The organism is Alloalcanivorax sp. (genome assembly GCF_964221125.1).
Taxonomy (GTDB): domain Bacteria; phylum Pseudomonadota; class Gammaproteobacteria; order Pseudomonadales; family Alcanivoracaceae; genus Alloalcanivorax; species Alloalcanivorax venustensis.
In genome coordinates this window covers 1-17,241 of the sequence record NZ_CAXPXK010000047.1, presented here as the reverse complement: position 1 = coordinate 17,241, position 17,241 = coordinate 1, and the positions used below count along the sequence as shown (strand labels likewise).

The window sequence follows — 17,241 nt, the reverse complement described above, 5'->3', positions numbered from 1 at the left end:
GCTGCGTCAGGGTGATATCCCGCAGCCGCGCCGCCGTCTGCGCGTCGCCGAAAAACCGCCCGTAGAAATCCCCCCTCCGGTAGAACAGCAACTGATCCGGATGGTCGGCCTTCAGGCCGAGGTATTGGCGCATCATGGGCGTGTGCCCGGAAAGGTCGTCCATTGCCATAAGCGCGGTATCGCCTGTTTTCTGAAGAGTGGTGGCGCCCCGGCGGGTAACGGGACGTAAGCGGGGCAGAATAGCAAACCCTTGGGGCGGGCTCTATTGGTGGGGCGCTGCGTTGCCGGCATTGGACGTATTGAACATTGAGAGGGCAGGAAGGTCACTGATTTTTCGTTTATTGCGATTTTCGTTAATTTCGATTAGTTTGTGGATATCGCCAGGATATCCGTCATCGAGAGGTACTTATGAACACCGCGTCGGACCACAGCAAGCTCCCCGACCCTCAGGCTACGGATCTGGCTCGTGAGAGCTCCGCCGCTCTGGCGAAGTTGCTCAAAGATCATCCGGAGCAGGATCGCGCCAGGGTTCGTATGGATGACACGGATTTGGTGCTGCCTCGGCATGCCCTGGAGCTGTTGCGCAATATTCTCACCGAAATGGCCCAGGGCAACTCGGTAACCATCATGCCCGTCCACGCGGAGGTGACCACCCAGGAAGCCGCCAACCTGCTGAATGTATCCCGGCCTCATCTGGTCAAGTTGCTGGAGGAAGGCGCCATCCCCTTCAGCCGGGTCGGAACACATCGTCGCATCCGCTTTCAGGACGTGATGGAGTACCGGGCAGCCCGAACCGCCGAAAGCGAAGCCGCCCTGCAGGCTCTGGCGGACCAGGCCCAAGAGCACGATATGGGGTACTGATGCGCTAGAGGCGATTGATTTATGATATAATAACGGGGCGACAGACGGGTGAGTTATGGCTGATAAGACATTGACGCTAAAAGCCAAAAAGAGCTACCACGCAAGGGTCCGAAGCTCCAACTACCGGGCGAGTATGCGGCTGGAGGGCTTTCAGGTTAGTAAGGCCGCCCCCGTGGCGCCATCAACTTCTCGACAGGCCGTAATCAATAAATATCGTGCGAAGGTGAAGGCCTGAGTACTGATAAGTACGGGGTTGCCCAGGATCCACACTGTTATCCGGGAACCTCGACGCTGATCAACCGCCTTGGACTAATGGCGGACGATGAGCTAGCGGAGGCTGAACGCGAACTGACCGCGATAGCCGCCGACGAAATCGATTTTAATCCGCCTCCATATTCTCTTGATTATCTCCAAAGCCTGCACCGCTACCTGTTCCAGGACATCTATGACTGGGCTGGCGAAATCCGCACCGTGGACATCTCCAAAGACGACACCCGCTTTTGTACTGTTACCCGTATTGAAGCGGAAGCCGAGAAAATTTTTGCGAGGCTCGCCCAGGATCGTTGGCTTGAGCACTACGAACGGGCTGACCTGATCGCCGCCGTGGCTGAGTATTACGGTGATATCAATATGTTGCACCCTTTCCGGGAAGGAAACGGTCGCGCCCAGCGGTTGATGTTTGAACATTTGATCATCAATGCCGGCTACGAGATCAGTTGGTGGGAGGTCGAACCAGAGGATTGGCGGCTGGGGAATATTGATGCCGTGGCCTGTGATTACCGGCGCCTGGAAGCTATTTTCGATCGGTGTATTGGTCGGCGTATTCAATGACGCTGCGCGTCCGGCGGCGATGAGCCGCCGGGCGCAGATCTGACGCCAGCGGCGGCAGCACCCACTGATGCCTCAAAAACGCGTTTCAAAGCTCAGCTTGAACTGCCGCGCATCACCGAAGTAGTTCTGGCGGCCGCCGCCTTGCACGCGGCTGTAGTAGCGCTTGTCGGTGAGGTTGCTGCCGGTGAGCACGAAGCGGGTGTCGGCGTTGAGGTTGTAGGCGGCCATGGCCGAGAAGGTGGTGTAGCCGTTCTGTTCCCAGCGCACGCCGCCGGATTCGGCGAAGGTGCCGCTGCTGTATTGGGCGCCCAGGCCGGCTTCCCAGCTGGGATTGAAGGTGTATTTGCCCCACAGTTTGAGGCTGTGCTTCGGGGAGTCCGGGGCGAAGGGTTTGCCTTCCGCGTCCGGGTCGTCGGATTCGAGCTGTTCGGTGTCGGTGTACGCGTAGCCGGTGAGCACCTGGATGCGCTCGGAGACCTGGCCGGCGATTTCCGCTTCGACGCCCTGGGCGCGCACCTTGCCGCCGGCCACGGAGAAGGCCGGGTTGCCCGGGTCCTGGATGGCGCGGTTGTCGTCGGTGATGCGGAACAGGGCCAGGTTGTAGTTGGTCAGGCCGCGGTTGAAAACGCCTTTGGCGCCGATTTCGAACTGGGTGCCTTCGCGGGGGGCGAGGATGTCGCCGTTGGCCTTTTCCGCGGTTTGCGGGACGAAGGACTGCGCCGCGCTGGCGTAGAGGCTGAGGTCGTTGTTCAGCTCGTGGACGACGCCGGCGTAGGGGGTGAACTCATCGTTGACCCGTTCGGTGTCCTGGCCGTTGTCGGTTTCCCAGTTGGTCAGGCGCCCGCCGAGGATCAGTTTGGTGGCGTAGGTGATCGACGAGGTGGTCTTGAAGTAAACGCCGGTTTCTTCCTGCTCGGTGGTGCTCGGGTCGCTGAAGGGCGCCAGGTTGGGCCAGGGGTTGCTGGCGGTTTCCGGGGCGAACACGTTGATCGGCGGGTAATTCAGGTCGATCTGGTAGCCGCTGCTCACGTCTTCGGAGGTCCGGCGGTGGACGCCCAGCAGCACGTCGTGGTTGAGGCCCAGCAGCGACACGGGCATATCCAGGCGCACGTCGTAGGCCTGCTCCTCGAGTTCCTGGTCGGTGGCCAGCGCCCAGCGGGTGCTTTCTCCGGTGACCGGGTCGATCGGCGATACCGTGTAATTCAACAGATAATCAAAGTCCCGCTCGGTGCGGTTCGCCGAGGCCAGCAGCATGACGCCGTTGTCGAACAGGTGCTCCACTTCCACGAAGGCGCGGCTCAGCCGGCTGCTTTTGTTGTTGAAGGGGGCGCCGGTGTAAAGGTCCCGGTCGATGTCGGCGAAGGTGCCGTCCGCGTAGGTGGGCACACCCACGTCGGGGACCGACTCCACGTCCTCGGTGGAAAAACCGATGGAGGTGGTGGTGGCGTCGGTGAGGTCGTATTCCAGAGTGGTGTAGAGCACCTTTTTTTCCAGAGTGACTTCTTCGATGTACTCATCGGAATCTTCATAGGCCACCACCGTGCGGGCGCGCAGCCGGTCGTCGTCGGTGAGGGCGCCGGTGGCGTCCACCTGCACCCGGTAGCCCGGCCAGGAGTGGGCGAAGCCGGTGAGGCTCACCGCCCGCTCCGCCAGGGCCCGTTTGCGCACCAGGTTGATGTAGCCGCCCGGTTCCGCCGAGCCCTGCAGCAGCCCGGCCGGGCCCTTGAGCACTTCCACGCGCTCGAAGCCGGCCAGGTCCGGCGCGCCGTGGCCGTGGGTGCCGCTGGAGGTGCCCCCGGTCTGGTTGCCGTCAATGCTGATGGCGTCGGTTTCGAACCCGCGGATCAGGTAGTTGGCGGTGCCGGTGCCGTAGCTCTTCACCGAGACCCCGGTGGTGTTTTCCAGGGCGTCTTGCAGCGTGGTCATGTTGCGGTCTTTGATTTGCTGGCTGGTGACCACGTTGACGGTCTGCGGGATGTCGCGCACCGATTCCACGGTTCTGCCGATGCCCACCTGGGCGGTGGTGTAGGAGCCGGTGTTTTCCGTGCTCAGACCCAGCCGCCCGGTTTTCACCTGGACCGGGTCGAGCCGGTTGTCATTGGTGGCTTCGATTACGTAGTTGCCCGGACTCTTCTCGCGGGCGATCTGGCCGGAGCCGTCGAGCAGACGGCTGAACCCCTGTTCCACGGTAAAGCGTCCCTTGAGGCCCCCGGAGCGCCGCTGGCCCAGCCGGGCGGCATCGAAAGAGAGCGCCACCCCGGCCTGGTCGGCGAACCGGTTGAGCACCTGGCTCAGCGGTCCGGCTGAAATGTCGTAGTGTTGCTCGGCCTGGACGGTGCCGCCGGTGTTCTGTTGCGCGTGGGCGGCGCTGGGCAGGGCGGTGGCGCCCATGGCCAGGGCCACGGCAAGCCCCAGGGCCGTGCGCGCGCTGGTGATAGTGTGCGGTCTGGACATTGTCGTTCCTCGAAAATGAGCGTCTGTTACCCGAGGGCCGAATCAGGGAGCAAAAAGGGGCAAAGGGAGGGCGAAAAATTATGTTTTATACAGGCAGCAGGGTGACCCAGTAATCGGTCAGGCGGCGTTGGCGTAAGGGGAACGCCTCGGTGATCACGCTCAGCGCCCGGTCGGTGTCCGCCAGCGGGAAAGTGCCGGACACCCGCAATCCGGCAACCGCGTCGCTGCAGGCGAGGAGGCCCCGGCGGTAGCGGCCAAGCTCGGCGAGCAGTTCCCGCAACGGCATATCCACCACCATCAGCTTGCCGCCGGCCCAACTGGCGGCGCCGGCGGGCGCCGGGCGCGTGGGGGGCAGGTCGCCCGCGGTGAAACGGATTTCCTCGCCCTGCTGGACGAGCCGTCCGTCCGGATGATTGGCACTGGTGACGCGCACGGTGTCGGCGAGAACGGTGACGCGGGTCTGGCCGGCGTCACGGCGCACCGTGAACCGGGTGCCCAGGGCCTGGATACGGCCCTCGGGCGTGTCCACCAGAAGCGGGCGCGACGGCCGGCGCGGGTCCGGCGCGGATTGCACCAGAATTTCGCCGTCGTGGAGGCGGATCAACCGGTGGCGCGGGTTGTAGTCGGTGTCCACGCGGGTGTCGGTGTTGAGCATAAGCTGGCTGCCGTCGGCCAGTACCAGCTTGCGCTGTTCGCCGATGCCGGTGACGTATTGGGCGCGCCACCGCTCCCAGGGCGCCAGCTGCCAGGTCAGCGCGCCCACGGGCGCGGCCACGGCGACCATGCCGAGCCGCGTCAGCACCTGACGCCGGGTCAGCGTGGCGCGCTGCAGCGCCGGCGCCGCCAGCCGGCCCGGCACCCGCTGCAGGCTGTCCTGCACGCGCTCCACTTCGCGCCAGGCCAGTCGGTGCTCCGGTGCATCGGCAAGCCATTGCTGCCAGCCACGCTGATCCGCCGGCGTGACGTCGGGAGCATTCAGCACCGCGTACCAGCGGGCCGCGTCGCGAATGGCGTCCTTGAGCGTTTCCCCGATGCCTTGCCGTGTGGTCATTGCAGGCCGTGCTCCAGCCGGTACAGGCAGCAATGCTCCATGGCCTTGGCCATATCACCTTTGATGGTGCGCAGGGAAACGCCCAGTTGATCGGCGATCTGCTGGTAGGTCAGCCCCTCAAGTTGGGAAAGAATGAAGGCCTTGCGCACCCGCGCGCCCAGGTTGGCGAGCATGGCGTCCACTTCCATCAAGGTTTCCACCACCAAAGCCCGCTCCTCTTCCGAAGGCGCGGCGGTCTCCGGCAGGCTGGCCAGAGCTTCCAGGTATTGCCGTTCCAGCGTCCGGCGCCGGAACAGGTCGACGGTGAGACCCCGTGCCACGGTCACCAGAAACCGGCGCGGCTCACGGAGCAGCCCCGGGTCCTGGGAGGAGCGGATGACACGGATAAAGGTGTCCTGGGTGAGATCCTCGGCGTCCATGGCATCGCCCAGCCGCCGCCCCAGCCAGTTTTTCAGCCACCCATGATGGTCGCTGTACAGCGTTGCCACCGACAGCGACTGCTGTGGAACCCCGGACATAACCCGACCCCGATACGGACAAAGATAATGAGGACGAATCTTAAATGGGAATAGGTATCATTTCAATGCGATAGAGTGCGATAGAGGGGAGCGCTCAGAGCACCTGGCCCGCCAGCCACTGCATCCCCAGCGCCAGGCCGAAGACGATCAACCCGGCCGCCAGGCTGGTCACCAGCGCGTGGCGCCGCCACATCCGCTCCACACGGGGGCCGAACCTCAGCACCAGCCAGGCCAGGCCGTAGTAGCGAATGCCGCGCGCGATCAGCGCGGCCAGCACGAACAGGGCGATGGGGTAGCCGGACAGGCCGGCGGTGATCATCGCCACTTGGAACGGGATCGGCAGAATGCCCAGGGTGAGGATGGCGATGAAACCGTACCGGTCGAAGAAGCCCTGGTAGGCCTGGTAGGCGTTCTGCATGCCCATGGTGTCGATGAACCAGGTGCCGACGGACTGATAAAGCACCATGCCGACGCCGTAGCCGAGCAGCGAGGCGGCCAGGCAGCCGGCGGTGGTGACCGTGGCGATGCGCCAGATGCGCTGGCGGTTCAGGGCCATCAGCGGGATCAGCACCAGCTCAATGGGCACCGGCACGATGAGGGTCTCCAGAAAGGAGAACAGCGCGAGCAGCCAGAGCATGTGCTTGGAGCCGTTGAGGCGTTCCAGCCATCGCCGGGCGCGGGTAGGTGCTGAGGTCATGGTGTCCGGGTGTGTTAAGGAATGAAAAACCGGCCAAGATTAGCACGCTGTGGCCGCCGACCACGGGTTATCCCGTATTTCCAGAGGTCGGACTGGCGCCCTAGCGTGGCGGTTCCCTCATCAAGGAAGGAGAGAACCATGAAGGTAGCAACGATCACAGCGACTTCCCTGGCGCTGGCTTCGCTGGCGGCGGGCGTCGCCGCCAATCAGACCGGTCGCGACGTGGATGACGCGGAGACCATGCAGAACACCCAGAGCATGGATCATATGGAGGACCAGGCGTCCAACGTGCAGACCGGCGAAGAGCGCCGGAACGCTCGGGACGTGCTCAACGAGTCCGAGAAAGTGCTGCAAAACATGAAGCGCGAGGACGGTATGGACGCCGCGCTGGAGCAGGCCAAGGGTGTGTTTCTGGTGCCCGATTTCGGGCGTGGCGCCTTTGTGTTCGGTGGCCGCGGCGGCCAGGGCGTGGTGCTGGCCAAGGACGGCGGTGACTGGAACGGTCCGGCGTTCTTTAACTTCGGCGCGGTCAGTGCCGGTGCCCAGGGCGGTGTCGCCGCCGGCGAGGTGGCGATGCTGCTGATGACCGATAAGGCGGTGGCGTCCTTCAAGCAGGACCACAACTTCGCGCTCAACGCGGACGCCGGCCTGACGCTTGTCGACTGGTCCAAGGTGGCCCAGGGCAGCTACGGCAAGGGCGACGTGCTGTTCTGGAGCAGCACCGAAGGCCTGTTCGCCGGCGGTGCCATCAGCGTCAGCGATGTCTTCAGTGACGATGAAGCCAACCAGGAATACTACACCCGCGCCACCAGCGCGGAGGCGATCCTGGAAGGTGAAGTGGAAGACGATAGCGAAGACGCCGACGCGTTGAAGACCCGGTTGCCCTGAACGACAGCGGCGACACTCAAAGGCGCATAATCAGAGGCGCATAAAAAGCCCCGCCGGATGGCGGGGCTTTTTTGTGGACGCCGGCTGCCGGGCTCAGGGCGTCATCACCACCTTGATGCAGCCGTCCTGCTTGGCGTTGAAATCCGCGTAGGCATTGGCGGCGTCGTTCAGTCCGTAGCGGTGGGTGATGATGAAGGACGGGTCGATGTTGCCCAGCTCGATGGTCTGTAACAGGGCGGGCATATAGGCCTGCATATGGGTCTGGCCGCTTTTCAGTGACAGCCCCTTGTTCATCAGGCCGTTGAAGGCGACGCCGTCCATGCTGTCGGTGTAGACGCCGGGAATCGACAATTGCCCGCCCTTGCGGCAGCTCTGAATCATCTGATTGAGGGCGGTGGGGCGGTTGGGTTCGCCGGAGTCGCTGTCCCGGCGCTGGTATTCCGGGTCGCCGGCGCCGTGGGCCTCGGCGCCCACCGCGTCGATGCAGCTGTCCGGCCCGTAGCCCCGGGTCATCTCCATCAGGCGCTGGTAGGGGTCGTCTTTCTCGAAGTTGATCACCTCCGCCTGGGATTGCGTTTCCGCCAGGGCGAGCCGCTCGGGAACGCGGTCGATGGCGATCACCCGGCCGGCGCCGAGCATCCAGGCGCTGCGGATGGCGAACTGACCCACCGGGCCGCAGCCCCACACCGCCACCGTGTCACCGGCGCTGATGTCGCAATTGGCGGCGGCCATGTAGCCGGTGGGGTAGATGTCCGACAGGAACAGCAGTTGCTCGTCCTTCATGTCGGATGCCACTTTCAGCGGTCCCACATCGGCGTGGGGCACGCGCACGTATTCCGCCTGGCCGCCGGGGATGTCGCCCAGAAGATGAGAGTAGCCGAACAGGGCGGCCGGGGAGTGCCCCATGGCCTGGGCGGCGTCGTCGGCGTTGGGGTTGCTGGTCTCGCACAGCGAATACAGGCGTTTGTCGCAGAAGAAACAGTGGCCGCAGGCGATCGTGAACGGCACCACCACGCGGTCGCCTTTTTTCAGGTTGCGCACCTCCTTGCCGACCTCGACCACTTCGCCCATGAATTCGTGGCCGAGCACGTCGCCGGGCTCCATGGCGGGCATCAGGCCGTTATAGAGATGCAGGTCGGACCCGCAAATGGCGGTGGCGGTGACTTTGAGAATGGCGTCGCCGGGGTCCTGGATCCGTGGGTCGGGGACAGTGTCCACGCGCACGTCGTGGGTACCGTGCCAGGTAAGAGCTTTCATAGCGCCTCCTTTGCCGGCCGCCGGCACGGCGCCGGCGGTTCCTTGGGTGAAGGGCCAAGCTAGTCCGTGCGCTGGCGGTTGCCTATAGGGCGTTCCCCGTGGCCGGGCAGGGGAAAACCCGTAACCGGCGGCGTGGCCGCTTCCGTGGCGAACAGGTACAGCTTCACCACTTCCGCCACCGAGCCGGCGCCCATCTTGTGCATCATATGGGCGCGGTGCAGTTCCACGGTTTTCGGCGAAATCGACAGGGCCTCGGCGATGCCCTTGTTGGACAGCCCCGAGACCACCGCCTCGAGGGTTTCCCGCTCACGCGGGGTGAGCCGGGCCAGGCGTTGGCGCAGCGCCAAGCGGGCGCTCTGACGGGCTTTGCGGCGCCGGTCCCGGGCCACCGCCTGTTGCACGGTGTCGATCAGGGTGTCGTCGTCGGTGGGGTTGGCGAGGAAGTCCTCGGCGCCGGCGCGCATTGCCCCGACCGCCGCGCTGACCCGGGGGCTGTCGCCCAGGAACACCACCGACAGGGTGGAGCCGGTGTCGCTCAGACGCTGCTGGGTGCGCACCCCGGCCATCCCCGGGGTGCGCAGGGTCACCAGTACGCAGCCGGGCCGGTCATCCGTGAGACGCAGCAGTAGATCGTCGCTGTCCCGGTAGCCCCGGCAGGGCAGGTAGGCGCGGCGCATCAACCGGTCCAGGCGGTCGCGGGCGCCCGGGTCCTCGTCCACCAGGTGCACGACGCTGTCCAGGGCGGCGCCTGGCGTGGTGCCTTTCGGCGTGGCGTCCGCCGCCGTTGAATCTTCCTTTGCGGTTGTCACGGTAGTGCTCCTTCACTAGCGTCGGTGCCCCGGGGATAGCACAGCCGCCGCCGGCTTGGAAGGTGGTCGCGTAGCGGGCGCTGGGAAGCCCGCGCCAAGTCGTCCATCATGGAGGCGCTAATAACAGGCTTTGGCGAGGTAAGGCGCATGCAAGGACTGGCGGATCGAGCCCGGGAGTTAGGCAAGATTTTACAACAGCGGCGGTTTTCCGTGGTCACGGCGGAGTCCTGCACCGGCGGCGGCATCGCCCGCCTGCTCACCGACGAGCCGGGGGCCTCGAGCTGGTTCGAGCGCGGCTTCGTGACCTATTCCAACCTGTCCAAGGAAGAAATGCTGGGCGTGCCGCGTTCCCTTCTGGAGACCCACGGCGCGGTCAGCGAAGAGGTGGTGCTGGCCATGGCCCGGGGCGCGCTGGCGCACTCCAACGGCGACGTCAGCATCTCGGTGAGCGGCGTGGCCGGTCCGGACGGCGGCACCGCCGAGAAGCCGGTGGGCACGGTGTGGATCGGCTGGGGTCTGGGCGAGGACATCGCCGAGGCGCAGCACTTCCTGTTCCCCGGCGACCGCGACGAGGTGCGTAACCGCAGCATGCTGGCGGCCCTGGAGGGGTTGATCGAGCGCCTGTGAGGCGCGTGGATTTGTTCCTCCGCGGGGACGTGTATCATGGCCGCCATCGTCACGCCCGCGGCGGGGGTTGCACCCCGCACAAACACTGCCCATAATGCTGTCCAGAAAGACAGTGCTGGCCATCGGGTCAGTTTCTGTGCCAATGGATGGAATCGGAGAGGGGTTCACAAATGAGCGACAAGAGTAAGGCACTGTCGGCGGCGCTGTCCCAGATCGAGCGCCAGTTCGGTAAAGGTTCGGTGATGCGCATGGGCGACCGGAAGCGCGAGCCCATGCCCGCCATTTCCACCGGCTCCCTGGGCCTGGATATCGCCCTGGGCATCGGCGGCCTGCCGAAGGGCCGGATCGTCGAAATCTATGGCCCGGAGTCCTCCGGTAAGACCACGCTGACCCTGAGCGTGATCGCCCAGGCGCAGAAGCAGGGCGCCACCTGTGCGTTCGTTGACGCGGAGCACGCCCTGGACCCGGATTACGCTGAAAAACTCGGCGTTAACGTGGACGACCTGCTGGTGTCCCAGCCGGACACCGGCGAGCAGGCGCTGGAAATCACCGACATGCTGGTGCGTTCCGGCGCCGTCAACGTGGTGATCGTGGACTCCGTGGCGGCCCTGGTGCCGAAGGCGGAAATCGAAGGCGAGATGGGCGACGCCCACGTCGGCCTGCAGGCCCGCCTGATGAGCCAGGCACTGCGCAAGATCACCGGTAACGTGAAAAACGCCAACTGCCTGGTGATGTTCGTCAACCAGATCCGCATGAAGATCGGTGTGATGTTCGGCAACCCGGAAACCACCACCGGCGGCAACGCCCTCAAGTTCTACTCCTCCGTGCGCCTGGACATCCGTCGTATCGGCGCGGTGAAGCAGGGCGACGAAGTCACCGGTAACGAAACCCGGGTGAAGGTGGTCAAGAACAAGGTGGCGCCGCCGTTCAAGCAGGCGGAATTCCAGATTCTCTACGGCCAGGGCAGCAATCAGCTGGGCGAAGTGCTGGACCTGGGCGTTCAGCAGGGTCTGGTGGACAAGTCCGGCGCCTGGTACGCCTACCAGGGCGACAAGATCGGCCAGGGCAAGCAGAACGCCTGCGACTATCTGGCCGAGCACCCGGACGTGGCCCAGGCCATCGAGAAGGAAATCCGTGCCCGCCTGCTGAATGTGGTCACCCCCGCCAGCGAGGAAGCGGCGGTGGCCGAGGGCGACGAGGCGCAAGACGGCAAGGATGACTGAACGGCGCCGGCGACAGCGGGGCCCCGAAGACGGCCCCGCCGACCCTTCAGAGTTACGCCAGTATGCGGTGAAGATGCTGGCGCGCCGGGACCACGGCCGTGCCGAGTTGCGCGTCAAGATGGCGCGCAAGTTCGGCGACAGCGAGGCGCTGGACGCGGCGCTGGACTGGTGCCAGGAACACGAATTTCTGAATGACCGGCGCTTCGCCGGTTTTTTTGTGCGTTCGCGGATCGAGCGCGGCCAGGGCCCGTTGCGCATCCGCTCCGAGCTTCAGCAGCGCGGCCTTCCGGAGGCCCTGGTCAAGGAGGCCCTGGAACAGGCCGAGTGTGACTGGTTTGCCCTGGCCCGCGAGACCCACGCCCGGCGCTTCCGCCGGCCGCCGGCGGACCGCAAGGAAAAAGCCCGCCAGTTGCGCTTTCTGCAGTCCCGGGGCTTCGACGCGGAGCAGAGCTTCAACGCGCTGGATCTGGCCGGGGAAGAAGACCTCGACTGATCCGGTGCGCCTCGTCACTTTATTCCCCCGCCGGACAGGTCATAATGCTTTCCCTTTCTGACAGGTAACGGGGAATCGACGTGGAATACCTGAGCGACCCCTGGCTGGTGGCGGCCTTGCTGGGTTCCGGCGTGATCGCCGGTTTTATCAATACCCTCGCCGGCGGCGGCGGGCTGCTGATTCTGCCGCTGCTAATGCTGACCGGCATGGGGCCGGCCCTGGCCAACGGCACCATGCGCGTGGGCGTCTTGATCCAGTGTCTTGAGGGCGCCCGCCAATTCCATCGCCATGGCTCCATGCCGGTGGCGGCGTTGCCGGGCATCATGGTGCCGACCCTGGCCGGCGCCTTGCTCGGCACTCTGGCCGCGTCCTTCCTGCCGACCACCATTCTGGAACCGGTATTGCTGACCACCCTGGTGGTGATGGCGGTGGTGATGGTGCTGAAACCGTCCACGCTGGTGGCCGGGCCCGACGAGGCGCCCCGCGCTCTGGCCAGCACTCCGGCGGCCTGGGCCGGGCTGTTCGTGACCGGGGCCTACGGCGGCTTCGCCCAGGCCGGGGTGGGCTTCTTGCTGATCGCGGTGCTGGCGGGCCAGCTGCGTTACGACCTGGTGCGCACCAACGGCCTGAAGCTGGCGATCACCGGCGGCTTCACCATTCTCGCCCTGGGTATTTTCGTGTGGCGGGATCAGGTCGCCTGGCTGCCGGGCCTGCTGGTCGCCGCCGGCACCCTGCTGGGCGTGCGGCTGGGCGTGGGCTTCGCCCACAAGGTGTCCCAGCGTGTGCTGAAGTGGATTCTGCTGGTGATGGTGGTGACGGTCTGCGCGGCGGCGGCGTTCAAGTAAGTGGCGCGCCGGGCCGGCGCGCCTTCCCCATCGCAACCGCCCTTTGACAACGCTATACTTTGCTCCCCATTTCCCTGTCTAAAGTAGTTGCTTGCGTATGAAGAGCGCTGAGATTCGCCAGGCCTTTCTCGATTACTTCGCCCGCCAGGGCCACGCCGTGGTGGCGTCGTCCTCGCTGGTGCCGGAGAACGATCCCACCCTGCTGTTCACCAATGCGGGGATGAACCAGTTCAAGGATGTGTTCCTCGGCCGCGACAAGCGCGATTACACCCGCGCCACCAGCTCGCAGCGCTGCGTGCGTGCCGGCGGCAAGCACAACGACCTGGAAAACGTGGGCTACACCGCCCGCCACCACACCTTCTTCGAAATGCTGGGTAACTTCAGCTTCGGCGATTACTTCAAGCGCGACGCCATCCGCTTCGCCTGGGAGTTCCTCACCGGTGAGCTGGGGCTGCCGCCGGAGAAGCTGTGGGTGACGGTGCATGTGTCCGACGACGAAGCGGCGGACATCTGGCTCAAGGAAATGGGCGTCAGCGCCGAGCGCTTCTCGCGTCTGGATGAAGACAACTTCTGGCAGATGGGCGACACCGGCCCCTGCGGCCCCAGCTCCGAGATCTTCTACGACCACGGCGCCGACGTGCCCGGCGGCCCGCCGGGCTCCGAGGACGGCGACCTGGACCGCTACATTGAGATCTGGAACCTGGTGTTCATGCAGTACGACCGCCAGGACGACGGCGAGTTGAAGCCGCTGCCCAAGCCCAGCGTGGACACCGGCATGGGCCTGGAACGTATCGCCGCGGTGCAGCAGGGCGTGCATTCCAATTATGAGATCGACCTGTTCCAGGCGCTGCTCAAGGCCGCCGCCCGGGCCACCGGCTGCGACGACCTGGAAAACAAATCCCTGCGGGTGATCGCCGACCATATCCGCTCGGCCAGTTTCCTGATCACCGACGGTGTGGTGCCGTCCAACGAGGGGCGCGGCTATGTGCTGCGCCGTATCATCCGCCGCGCCCTGCGTCACGGTCACCAGCTGGGCCAGGACAAGCCGTTCTTCCACACCCTGGTGGCGGCGCTGGTGGCGCAGATGGGCGACGCCTACCCCGAGCTGCGCCGTGAGCAGGCGCGGGTGGAGAAGGCCCTGCTGGCCGAGGAAGAGCAGTTCGGCCGCACCCTGGCCGCCGGCATGAAAGTGCTGGAAGGCGCCATGGCCGACCTGCAGGGCGACGAGCTGCCCGGCCGGGTGGTGTTCGCTCTGTACGACACTCATGGCTTCCCGCCCGACCTGACCGCCGACGTCGCCCGTGAGCGCGGCCTGTCCGTGGACATGGACGGCTTCGACCAGGAAATGCAGGCGCAGCGTGAGCGCGCCCGGGGCGCCGGCGCCTTCGCCAACGATTACAGCGACCGGCTCAACATTGAGGCGGTCACCGACTTCTCCGGTTACGAGAAACATCAGGATCAGGCCGAGGTGGAAGGCCTCTACCGCGACGGCGCCGCCGTGGACAGCCTGGAAGCCGGGGACACCGGCATGGTGCTGCTCAAGCGCACGCCGTTCTACGCCGAGTCCGGCGGCCAGGTGGGCGACCGGGGCGTGCTCGTCGCCGGCGACGCCCGCTTCAACGTGGAAGACACCCGCAAGCGCGGCCAGGCGCACATCCACGTGGGCACCGTGAGCAGCGGCACCCTGAAAGTGGGCGACAAGGTGGACGCCTATGTGGATGTGGAGCGCCGCCGCGCCATCATGCGCCACCACTCCGCCACCCATTTGCTGCACGCCGCCCTGCGCCGCGTGCTGGGCGACCATGTGCAGCAGAAAGGCTCGCTGGTGGCGCCGGACTACCTGCGCTTTGACTTCGCCCACGGCGAAGCCCTGAGTGCCGAGCAGCGCGAAGAGATCGAGACCCTGGTCAACCGTCAGATTCTCGAGAACGCGGCGGTGACCACCGAGTTGATGGATATGGAAGCGGCCAAGGACGCCGGCGCCATGGCCCTGTTCGGAGAGAAATACGACAGCGAAGTGCGGGTGCTGACCATGGGCAGCGACGGCTTCTCCAAGGAGCTGTGCGGCGGTACCCATGTGCAGCGGACCGGCGACATCGGCCTGTTCAAGATCACCCTGGAAACCTCCGCCGCCGCCGGCGTGCGCCGCATCGAAGCGGTCACCGGCGAGTACGCGCTGGCGCGGGTGCGCCAGCAAGAGCAGGCGCTGGGCGAAATCGCCGCGACCCTGAGAAGCGGGCCGGAGCAGGCCGCCGAACGGGTCGGCGCCCAGACCCGCCGGGTGCGGGAACTGGAAAAAGAGATTGAACGACTCAAGCAGAAACTCGCGTCCGGCGCCGGTGGCGACCTGACGGCCGAGGCCCGTGATGTCCAGGGCGTGAAGGTGCTGGCCACCAGCGTCGATGGCGCCGACGCCAAAACGCTGCGCGTCACCATGGACAAGGTGAAGGACAAACTGGGCTCCGGCGTGATCCTCCTGGCCGCCGCCGAAGGCGACAAGGTGTCGCTGGTGGCCGGTGTCACCAAGGACCTCACCGACCGGGTCAAGGCCGGTGATTTGATGAAACACGTTGCCGGGCAGGTCGGTGGCAAAGGCGGCGGCCGGCCGGATATGGCGCAGGGCGGCGGCAGCGACGCGGCGGCTCTGCCGGCGGCGTTGGAGAGTGCGTATCGGTGGGTGGCGGAGCAGCTCTGACCACCCTCACATGAAAATCAGGGGCGCAAATGCTATGCTTGCGCGCCTCTTTTGGCAGAAACCAAGTCACTATGGCTCTAATTGTCCAGAAATACGGCGGCACCTCGGTAGGCACCGTCGAACGCATTCAGGCCGTCGCCGAACGGGTGGCGCGCTTCCGGGAACGTGGTGATCAGGTGGTCGTGGTGGTCTCCGCCATGAGCGGTGAAACCAACCGCCTGATCGAATTGGCCAACGGCGTGCACGACAACCCGCCGGCGCGGGAGATGGACGTGCTGGTCTCCACCGGCGAGCAGGTCACCATCGCGCTGCTGTCCATGGCGCTGCAGAAGCTCAACGTGGGCGCCCGTTCCTACACCGGCGGCCAGGTCGCCATCCGCACCGACAACACCCACTCCAAGGCCCGCATTGAAGAGATCGACGACCGCAAGATGCGCGCCGATCTCGACGCCGGCCGGGTGTGCGTGGTGGCCGGCTTCCAGGGCATCGACCAGGACGGCAACATCACCACCCTGGGCCGGGGCGGCTCGGACACCACCGCGGTGGCCCTGGCGGCGGCGCTGAAAGCCGACGAGTGCCAGATCTACACCGATGTGGACGGGGTTTACACCACCGACCCGCGGGTCGTGGACACCGCCCGCCGTCTGGACAGCATCACCTTCGAGGAAATGCTGGAAATGGCCAGCCTGGGTTCCAAGGTGTTGCAGATTCGTTCGGTGGAATTCGCCGGCAAATACAACGTGCCGCTGCGCGTACTGTCCAGTTTTCAAGAGGGCCCGGGCACCCTCATTACCGTCGACGACGAGGTGGATATGGAAAAGCCGGTTATCTCTGGCATCGCTTTTACCCGTGACGAAGCAAAGATCACCGTACGCGGCGCGCCGGACACTCCGGGCATTGCCTTCAAGATTCTCGGGCCGGTCAGCGACGCCAACATTGAAGTGGACATGATCGTGCAGAACGTGGGCGCCGACGGCGCCACCGACTTCACGTTCACCGTGCACCGCAACGATTTCGCCAAAGCCAAGGAGGCCCTCAAGCAGGCCGCCGAGGAACTGGGCAACCCGGAAATCATCGGTGACGACAAGATCGCCAAAATCTCCCTGGTGGGTGTCGGCATGCGCTCCCACGCCGGTGTCGCCAGCAAGATGTTCCAGACGCTGGCCGCCGAGGGCGTGAACATCACCATGATCTCCACCTCCGAGATTAAAGTCTCCGTGGTGGTGGCCGAGAAATACCTCGAATTGGCGGTGCGTGCGTTGCATCAGGCCTTCGAGCTGGACCAGCCGGCGGCGTGATGCCGGAGCCCGCCCGGTGATTGCATTCACGGGGCGGGCGTGGCTAGTCTCTAGGGAGACTTTCCTAATCTGATGCGGCATAATGCCGGCCTCGCTCACCAGGGAGCCGGGCCGTCCGCATGATGGAACACAAGGATGACGGGTCCTCTCACACCTGGTGTGCGGGAACGCGCTCACTGAACAATCTGATGGACCCAGGAGGGATTTTCCATGCTGATACTTACGCGTCGCGTCGGCGAGACGTTGATGGTCGGCGACGATGTCACCGTCACCGTGCTTGGCGTCAAAGGCAACCAGGTCCGCATCGGTGTTAACGCCCCGAAGGAAGTCGCGGTGCACCGCGAAGAGATCTACCAGCGGATTCAACACGAAAAAAGCAGCGACACCGGCGAGAATGCCTGATTTTTGGGCTGTATTTTTCGCGCAAGCTGGTATCATGCGCGGCTAAATCGTTATCCAACGATCGAAAAATCCGAGTTCCGGAGAGGTGGGTGAGTGGCTGAAACCAGTTCCCTGCTAAGGAACCATACGCATTGCGCGTATCGAGGGTTCGAATCCCTCCCTCTCCGCCATACACAAAACAGCCCGGCCAACGCCGGGCTTTTTTGTGTATGGCGGAGAGGGAGGTGATGATTCGAACCCTCCGTTCGACCGAACGGCGCAAAGCGCCGTGAGGGGCGTTGCCGCCCGGCGG

General features: G+C 65.0%; 18 protein-coding genes and 1 tRNA gene. 12 read left to right on the top strand and 7 right to left on the bottom strand.

Annotation, left to right across the window (positions count from 1 at the left end; translation table 11 throughout):
- Nucleotides 1-133: hypothetical protein (locus tag ACEQZD_RS06050; RefSeq protein WP_370184590.1), on the bottom strand; the 133-nt coding region annotated here is incomplete at its 3' end.
- Between the two features lie 275 nt (nt 134-408).
- On the opposite strand from ACEQZD_RS06050, the gene ACEQZD_RS06045 reads away from it, so the two are divergent.
- From ACEQZD_RS06045 to ACEQZD_RS06035, 3 genes are read left to right on the top strand one after another with little or no spacing between them, the layout of a single operon-like run.
- Entirely contained in the window at nt 409-861 is a 453-nt protein-coding gene (locus ACEQZD_RS06045; protein WP_142949624.1) for a helix-turn-helix domain-containing protein, read from the top strand.
- A 55-nt stretch (nt 862-916) separates the two neighbouring features.
- Nucleotides 917-1,096, top strand: coding sequence for a YhfG family protein (locus tag ACEQZD_RS06040; protein ID WP_370184586.1), 180 nt, complete (start codon nt 917-919; stop codon nt 1,094-1,096).
- Nucleotides 1,072-1,692 carry a putative adenosine monophosphate-protein transferase Fic gene (locus ACEQZD_RS06035; RefSeq protein ID WP_370184589.1) on the top strand — a complete coding sequence of 207 codons (621 nt, stop codon included), beginning with the start codon at nt 1,072-1,074 and terminating at the stop codon, nt 1,690-1,692. The genes ACEQZD_RS06040 and ACEQZD_RS06035 overlap by 25 nt, the downstream gene beginning before the upstream one ends.
- A 72-nt stretch (nt 1,693-1,764) precedes the next feature.
- Here the strand turns inward: ACEQZD_RS06035 and ACEQZD_RS06030 are convergent, their stop codons facing one another.
- From ACEQZD_RS06030 to ACEQZD_RS06015, 4 genes are all read right to left on the bottom strand, one after another.
- Entirely contained in the window at nt 1,765-4,146 is a 2,382-nt protein-coding gene (locus ACEQZD_RS06030; RefSeq protein WP_370184585.1) for a TonB-dependent siderophore receptor, read from the bottom strand.
- A gap of 85 nt (nt 4,147-4,231) precedes the next feature.
- Nucleotides 4,232-5,197 (bottom strand): FecR domain-containing protein, encoded by a 966-nt coding sequence (locus ACEQZD_RS06025; RefSeq protein WP_335629338.1) that lies wholly within the window; start codon nt 5,195-5,197, stop codon nt 4,232-4,234.
- A complete protein-coding gene (locus ACEQZD_RS06020) occupies nt 5,194-5,715 on the bottom strand; it encodes a sigma-70 family RNA polymerase sigma factor (protein ID WP_339619840.1) in 522 nt (173 codons plus the stop codon). The genes ACEQZD_RS06025 and ACEQZD_RS06020 overlap by 4 nt, the downstream gene beginning before the upstream one ends.
- Nucleotides 5,716-5,809: 94 nt before the next feature.
- Nucleotides 5,810-6,412, bottom strand: coding sequence for a YqaA family protein (locus ACEQZD_RS06015; RefSeq protein WP_370184582.1), 603 nt, complete (start codon nt 6,410-6,412; stop codon nt 5,810-5,812).
- A 138-nt stretch (nt 6,413-6,550) separates the two neighbouring features.
- On the opposite strand from ACEQZD_RS06015, the gene ACEQZD_RS06010 reads away from it, so the two are divergent.
- On the top strand, nt 6,551-7,300 hold the full coding sequence (locus ACEQZD_RS06010; RefSeq protein WP_185956950.1) for a lipid-binding SYLF domain-containing protein: 750 nt from the start codon (nt 6,551-6,553) through the stop codon (nt 7,298-7,300).
- Nucleotides 7,301-7,393: 93 nt separating this feature from the next.
- Here ACEQZD_RS06010 and ACEQZD_RS06005 read toward each other — a convergent pair whose 3' ends face one another.
- Together ACEQZD_RS06005 and ACEQZD_RS06000 are read right to left on the bottom strand one after the other, a co-directional pair.
- On the bottom strand, nt 7,394-8,557 hold the full coding sequence (locus ACEQZD_RS06005; protein WP_370184579.1) for a zinc-dependent alcohol dehydrogenase: 1,164 nt from the start codon (nt 8,555-8,557) through the stop codon (nt 7,394-7,396).
- Nucleotides 8,558-8,616: 59 nt separating this feature from the next.
- A complete protein-coding gene (locus tag ACEQZD_RS06000) occupies nt 8,617-9,366 on the bottom strand; it encodes a response regulator transcription factor (protein WP_214011898.1) in 750 nt (249 codons plus the stop codon).
- A 147-nt stretch (nt 9,367-9,513) separates the two neighbouring features.
- Between ACEQZD_RS06000 and ACEQZD_RS05995 the strand changes: the two genes are divergently transcribed.
- The 8 genes from ACEQZD_RS05995 to ACEQZD_RS05960 all read left to right on the top strand — a co-directional run bounded on the left by ACEQZD_RS05995 (nt 9,514) and on the right by ACEQZD_RS05960 (nt 17,119).
- Nucleotides 9,514-9,993, top strand: coding sequence for a CinA family protein (locus tag ACEQZD_RS05995; protein WP_370184577.1), 480 nt, complete (start codon nt 9,514-9,516; stop codon nt 9,991-9,993).
- A 170-nt stretch (nt 9,994-10,163) separates the two neighbouring features.
- Nucleotides 10,164-11,216, top strand: coding sequence for a recombinase RecA (gene recA / locus ACEQZD_RS05990; RefSeq protein ID WP_370184576.1), 1,053 nt, complete (start codon nt 10,164-10,166; stop codon nt 11,214-11,216).
- Nucleotides 11,209-11,709 carry a regulatory protein RecX gene (locus ACEQZD_RS05985; RefSeq protein WP_370184574.1) on the top strand — a complete coding sequence of 167 codons (501 nt, stop codon included), beginning with the start codon at nt 11,209-11,211 and terminating at the stop codon, nt 11,707-11,709. The genes recA and ACEQZD_RS05985 overlap by 8 nt, the downstream gene beginning before the upstream one ends.
- 80 nt (nt 11,710-11,789) lie before the next feature.
- The gene (locus tag ACEQZD_RS05980) at nt 11,790-12,554 is read left to right on the top strand and encodes a sulfite exporter TauE/SafE family protein (protein ID WP_370184571.1); all 765 of its coding nucleotides are present in this window, start codon (nt 11,790-11,792) and stop codon (nt 12,552-12,554) included.
- A 97-nt stretch (nt 12,555-12,651) separates the two neighbouring features.
- Complete coding sequence (alaS, locus tag ACEQZD_RS05975) at nt 12,652-15,249, top strand: alanine--tRNA ligase (protein WP_370184568.1); 2,598 nt, start codon at nt 12,652-12,654, stop codon at nt 15,247-15,249.
- Between the two features lie 71 nt (nt 15,250-15,320).
- Nucleotides 15,321-16,547: an aspartate kinase gene (locus tag ACEQZD_RS05970; protein ID WP_142949642.1), complete on the top strand. Its 1,227-nt coding sequence runs from the start codon at nt 15,321-15,323 to the stop codon at nt 16,545-16,547.
- Between the two features lie 210 nt (nt 16,548-16,757).
- Nucleotides 16,758-16,949, top strand: coding sequence for a carbon storage regulator CsrA (gene csrA / locus ACEQZD_RS05965; RefSeq protein WP_142949643.1), 192 nt, complete (start codon nt 16,758-16,760; stop codon nt 16,947-16,949).
- Nucleotides 16,950-17,028: 79 nt separating this feature from the next.
- A tRNA-Ser gene (locus ACEQZD_RS05960) sits at nt 17,029-17,119 on the top strand.
- Nucleotides 17,120-17,241: the final 122 nt, after the last annotated feature.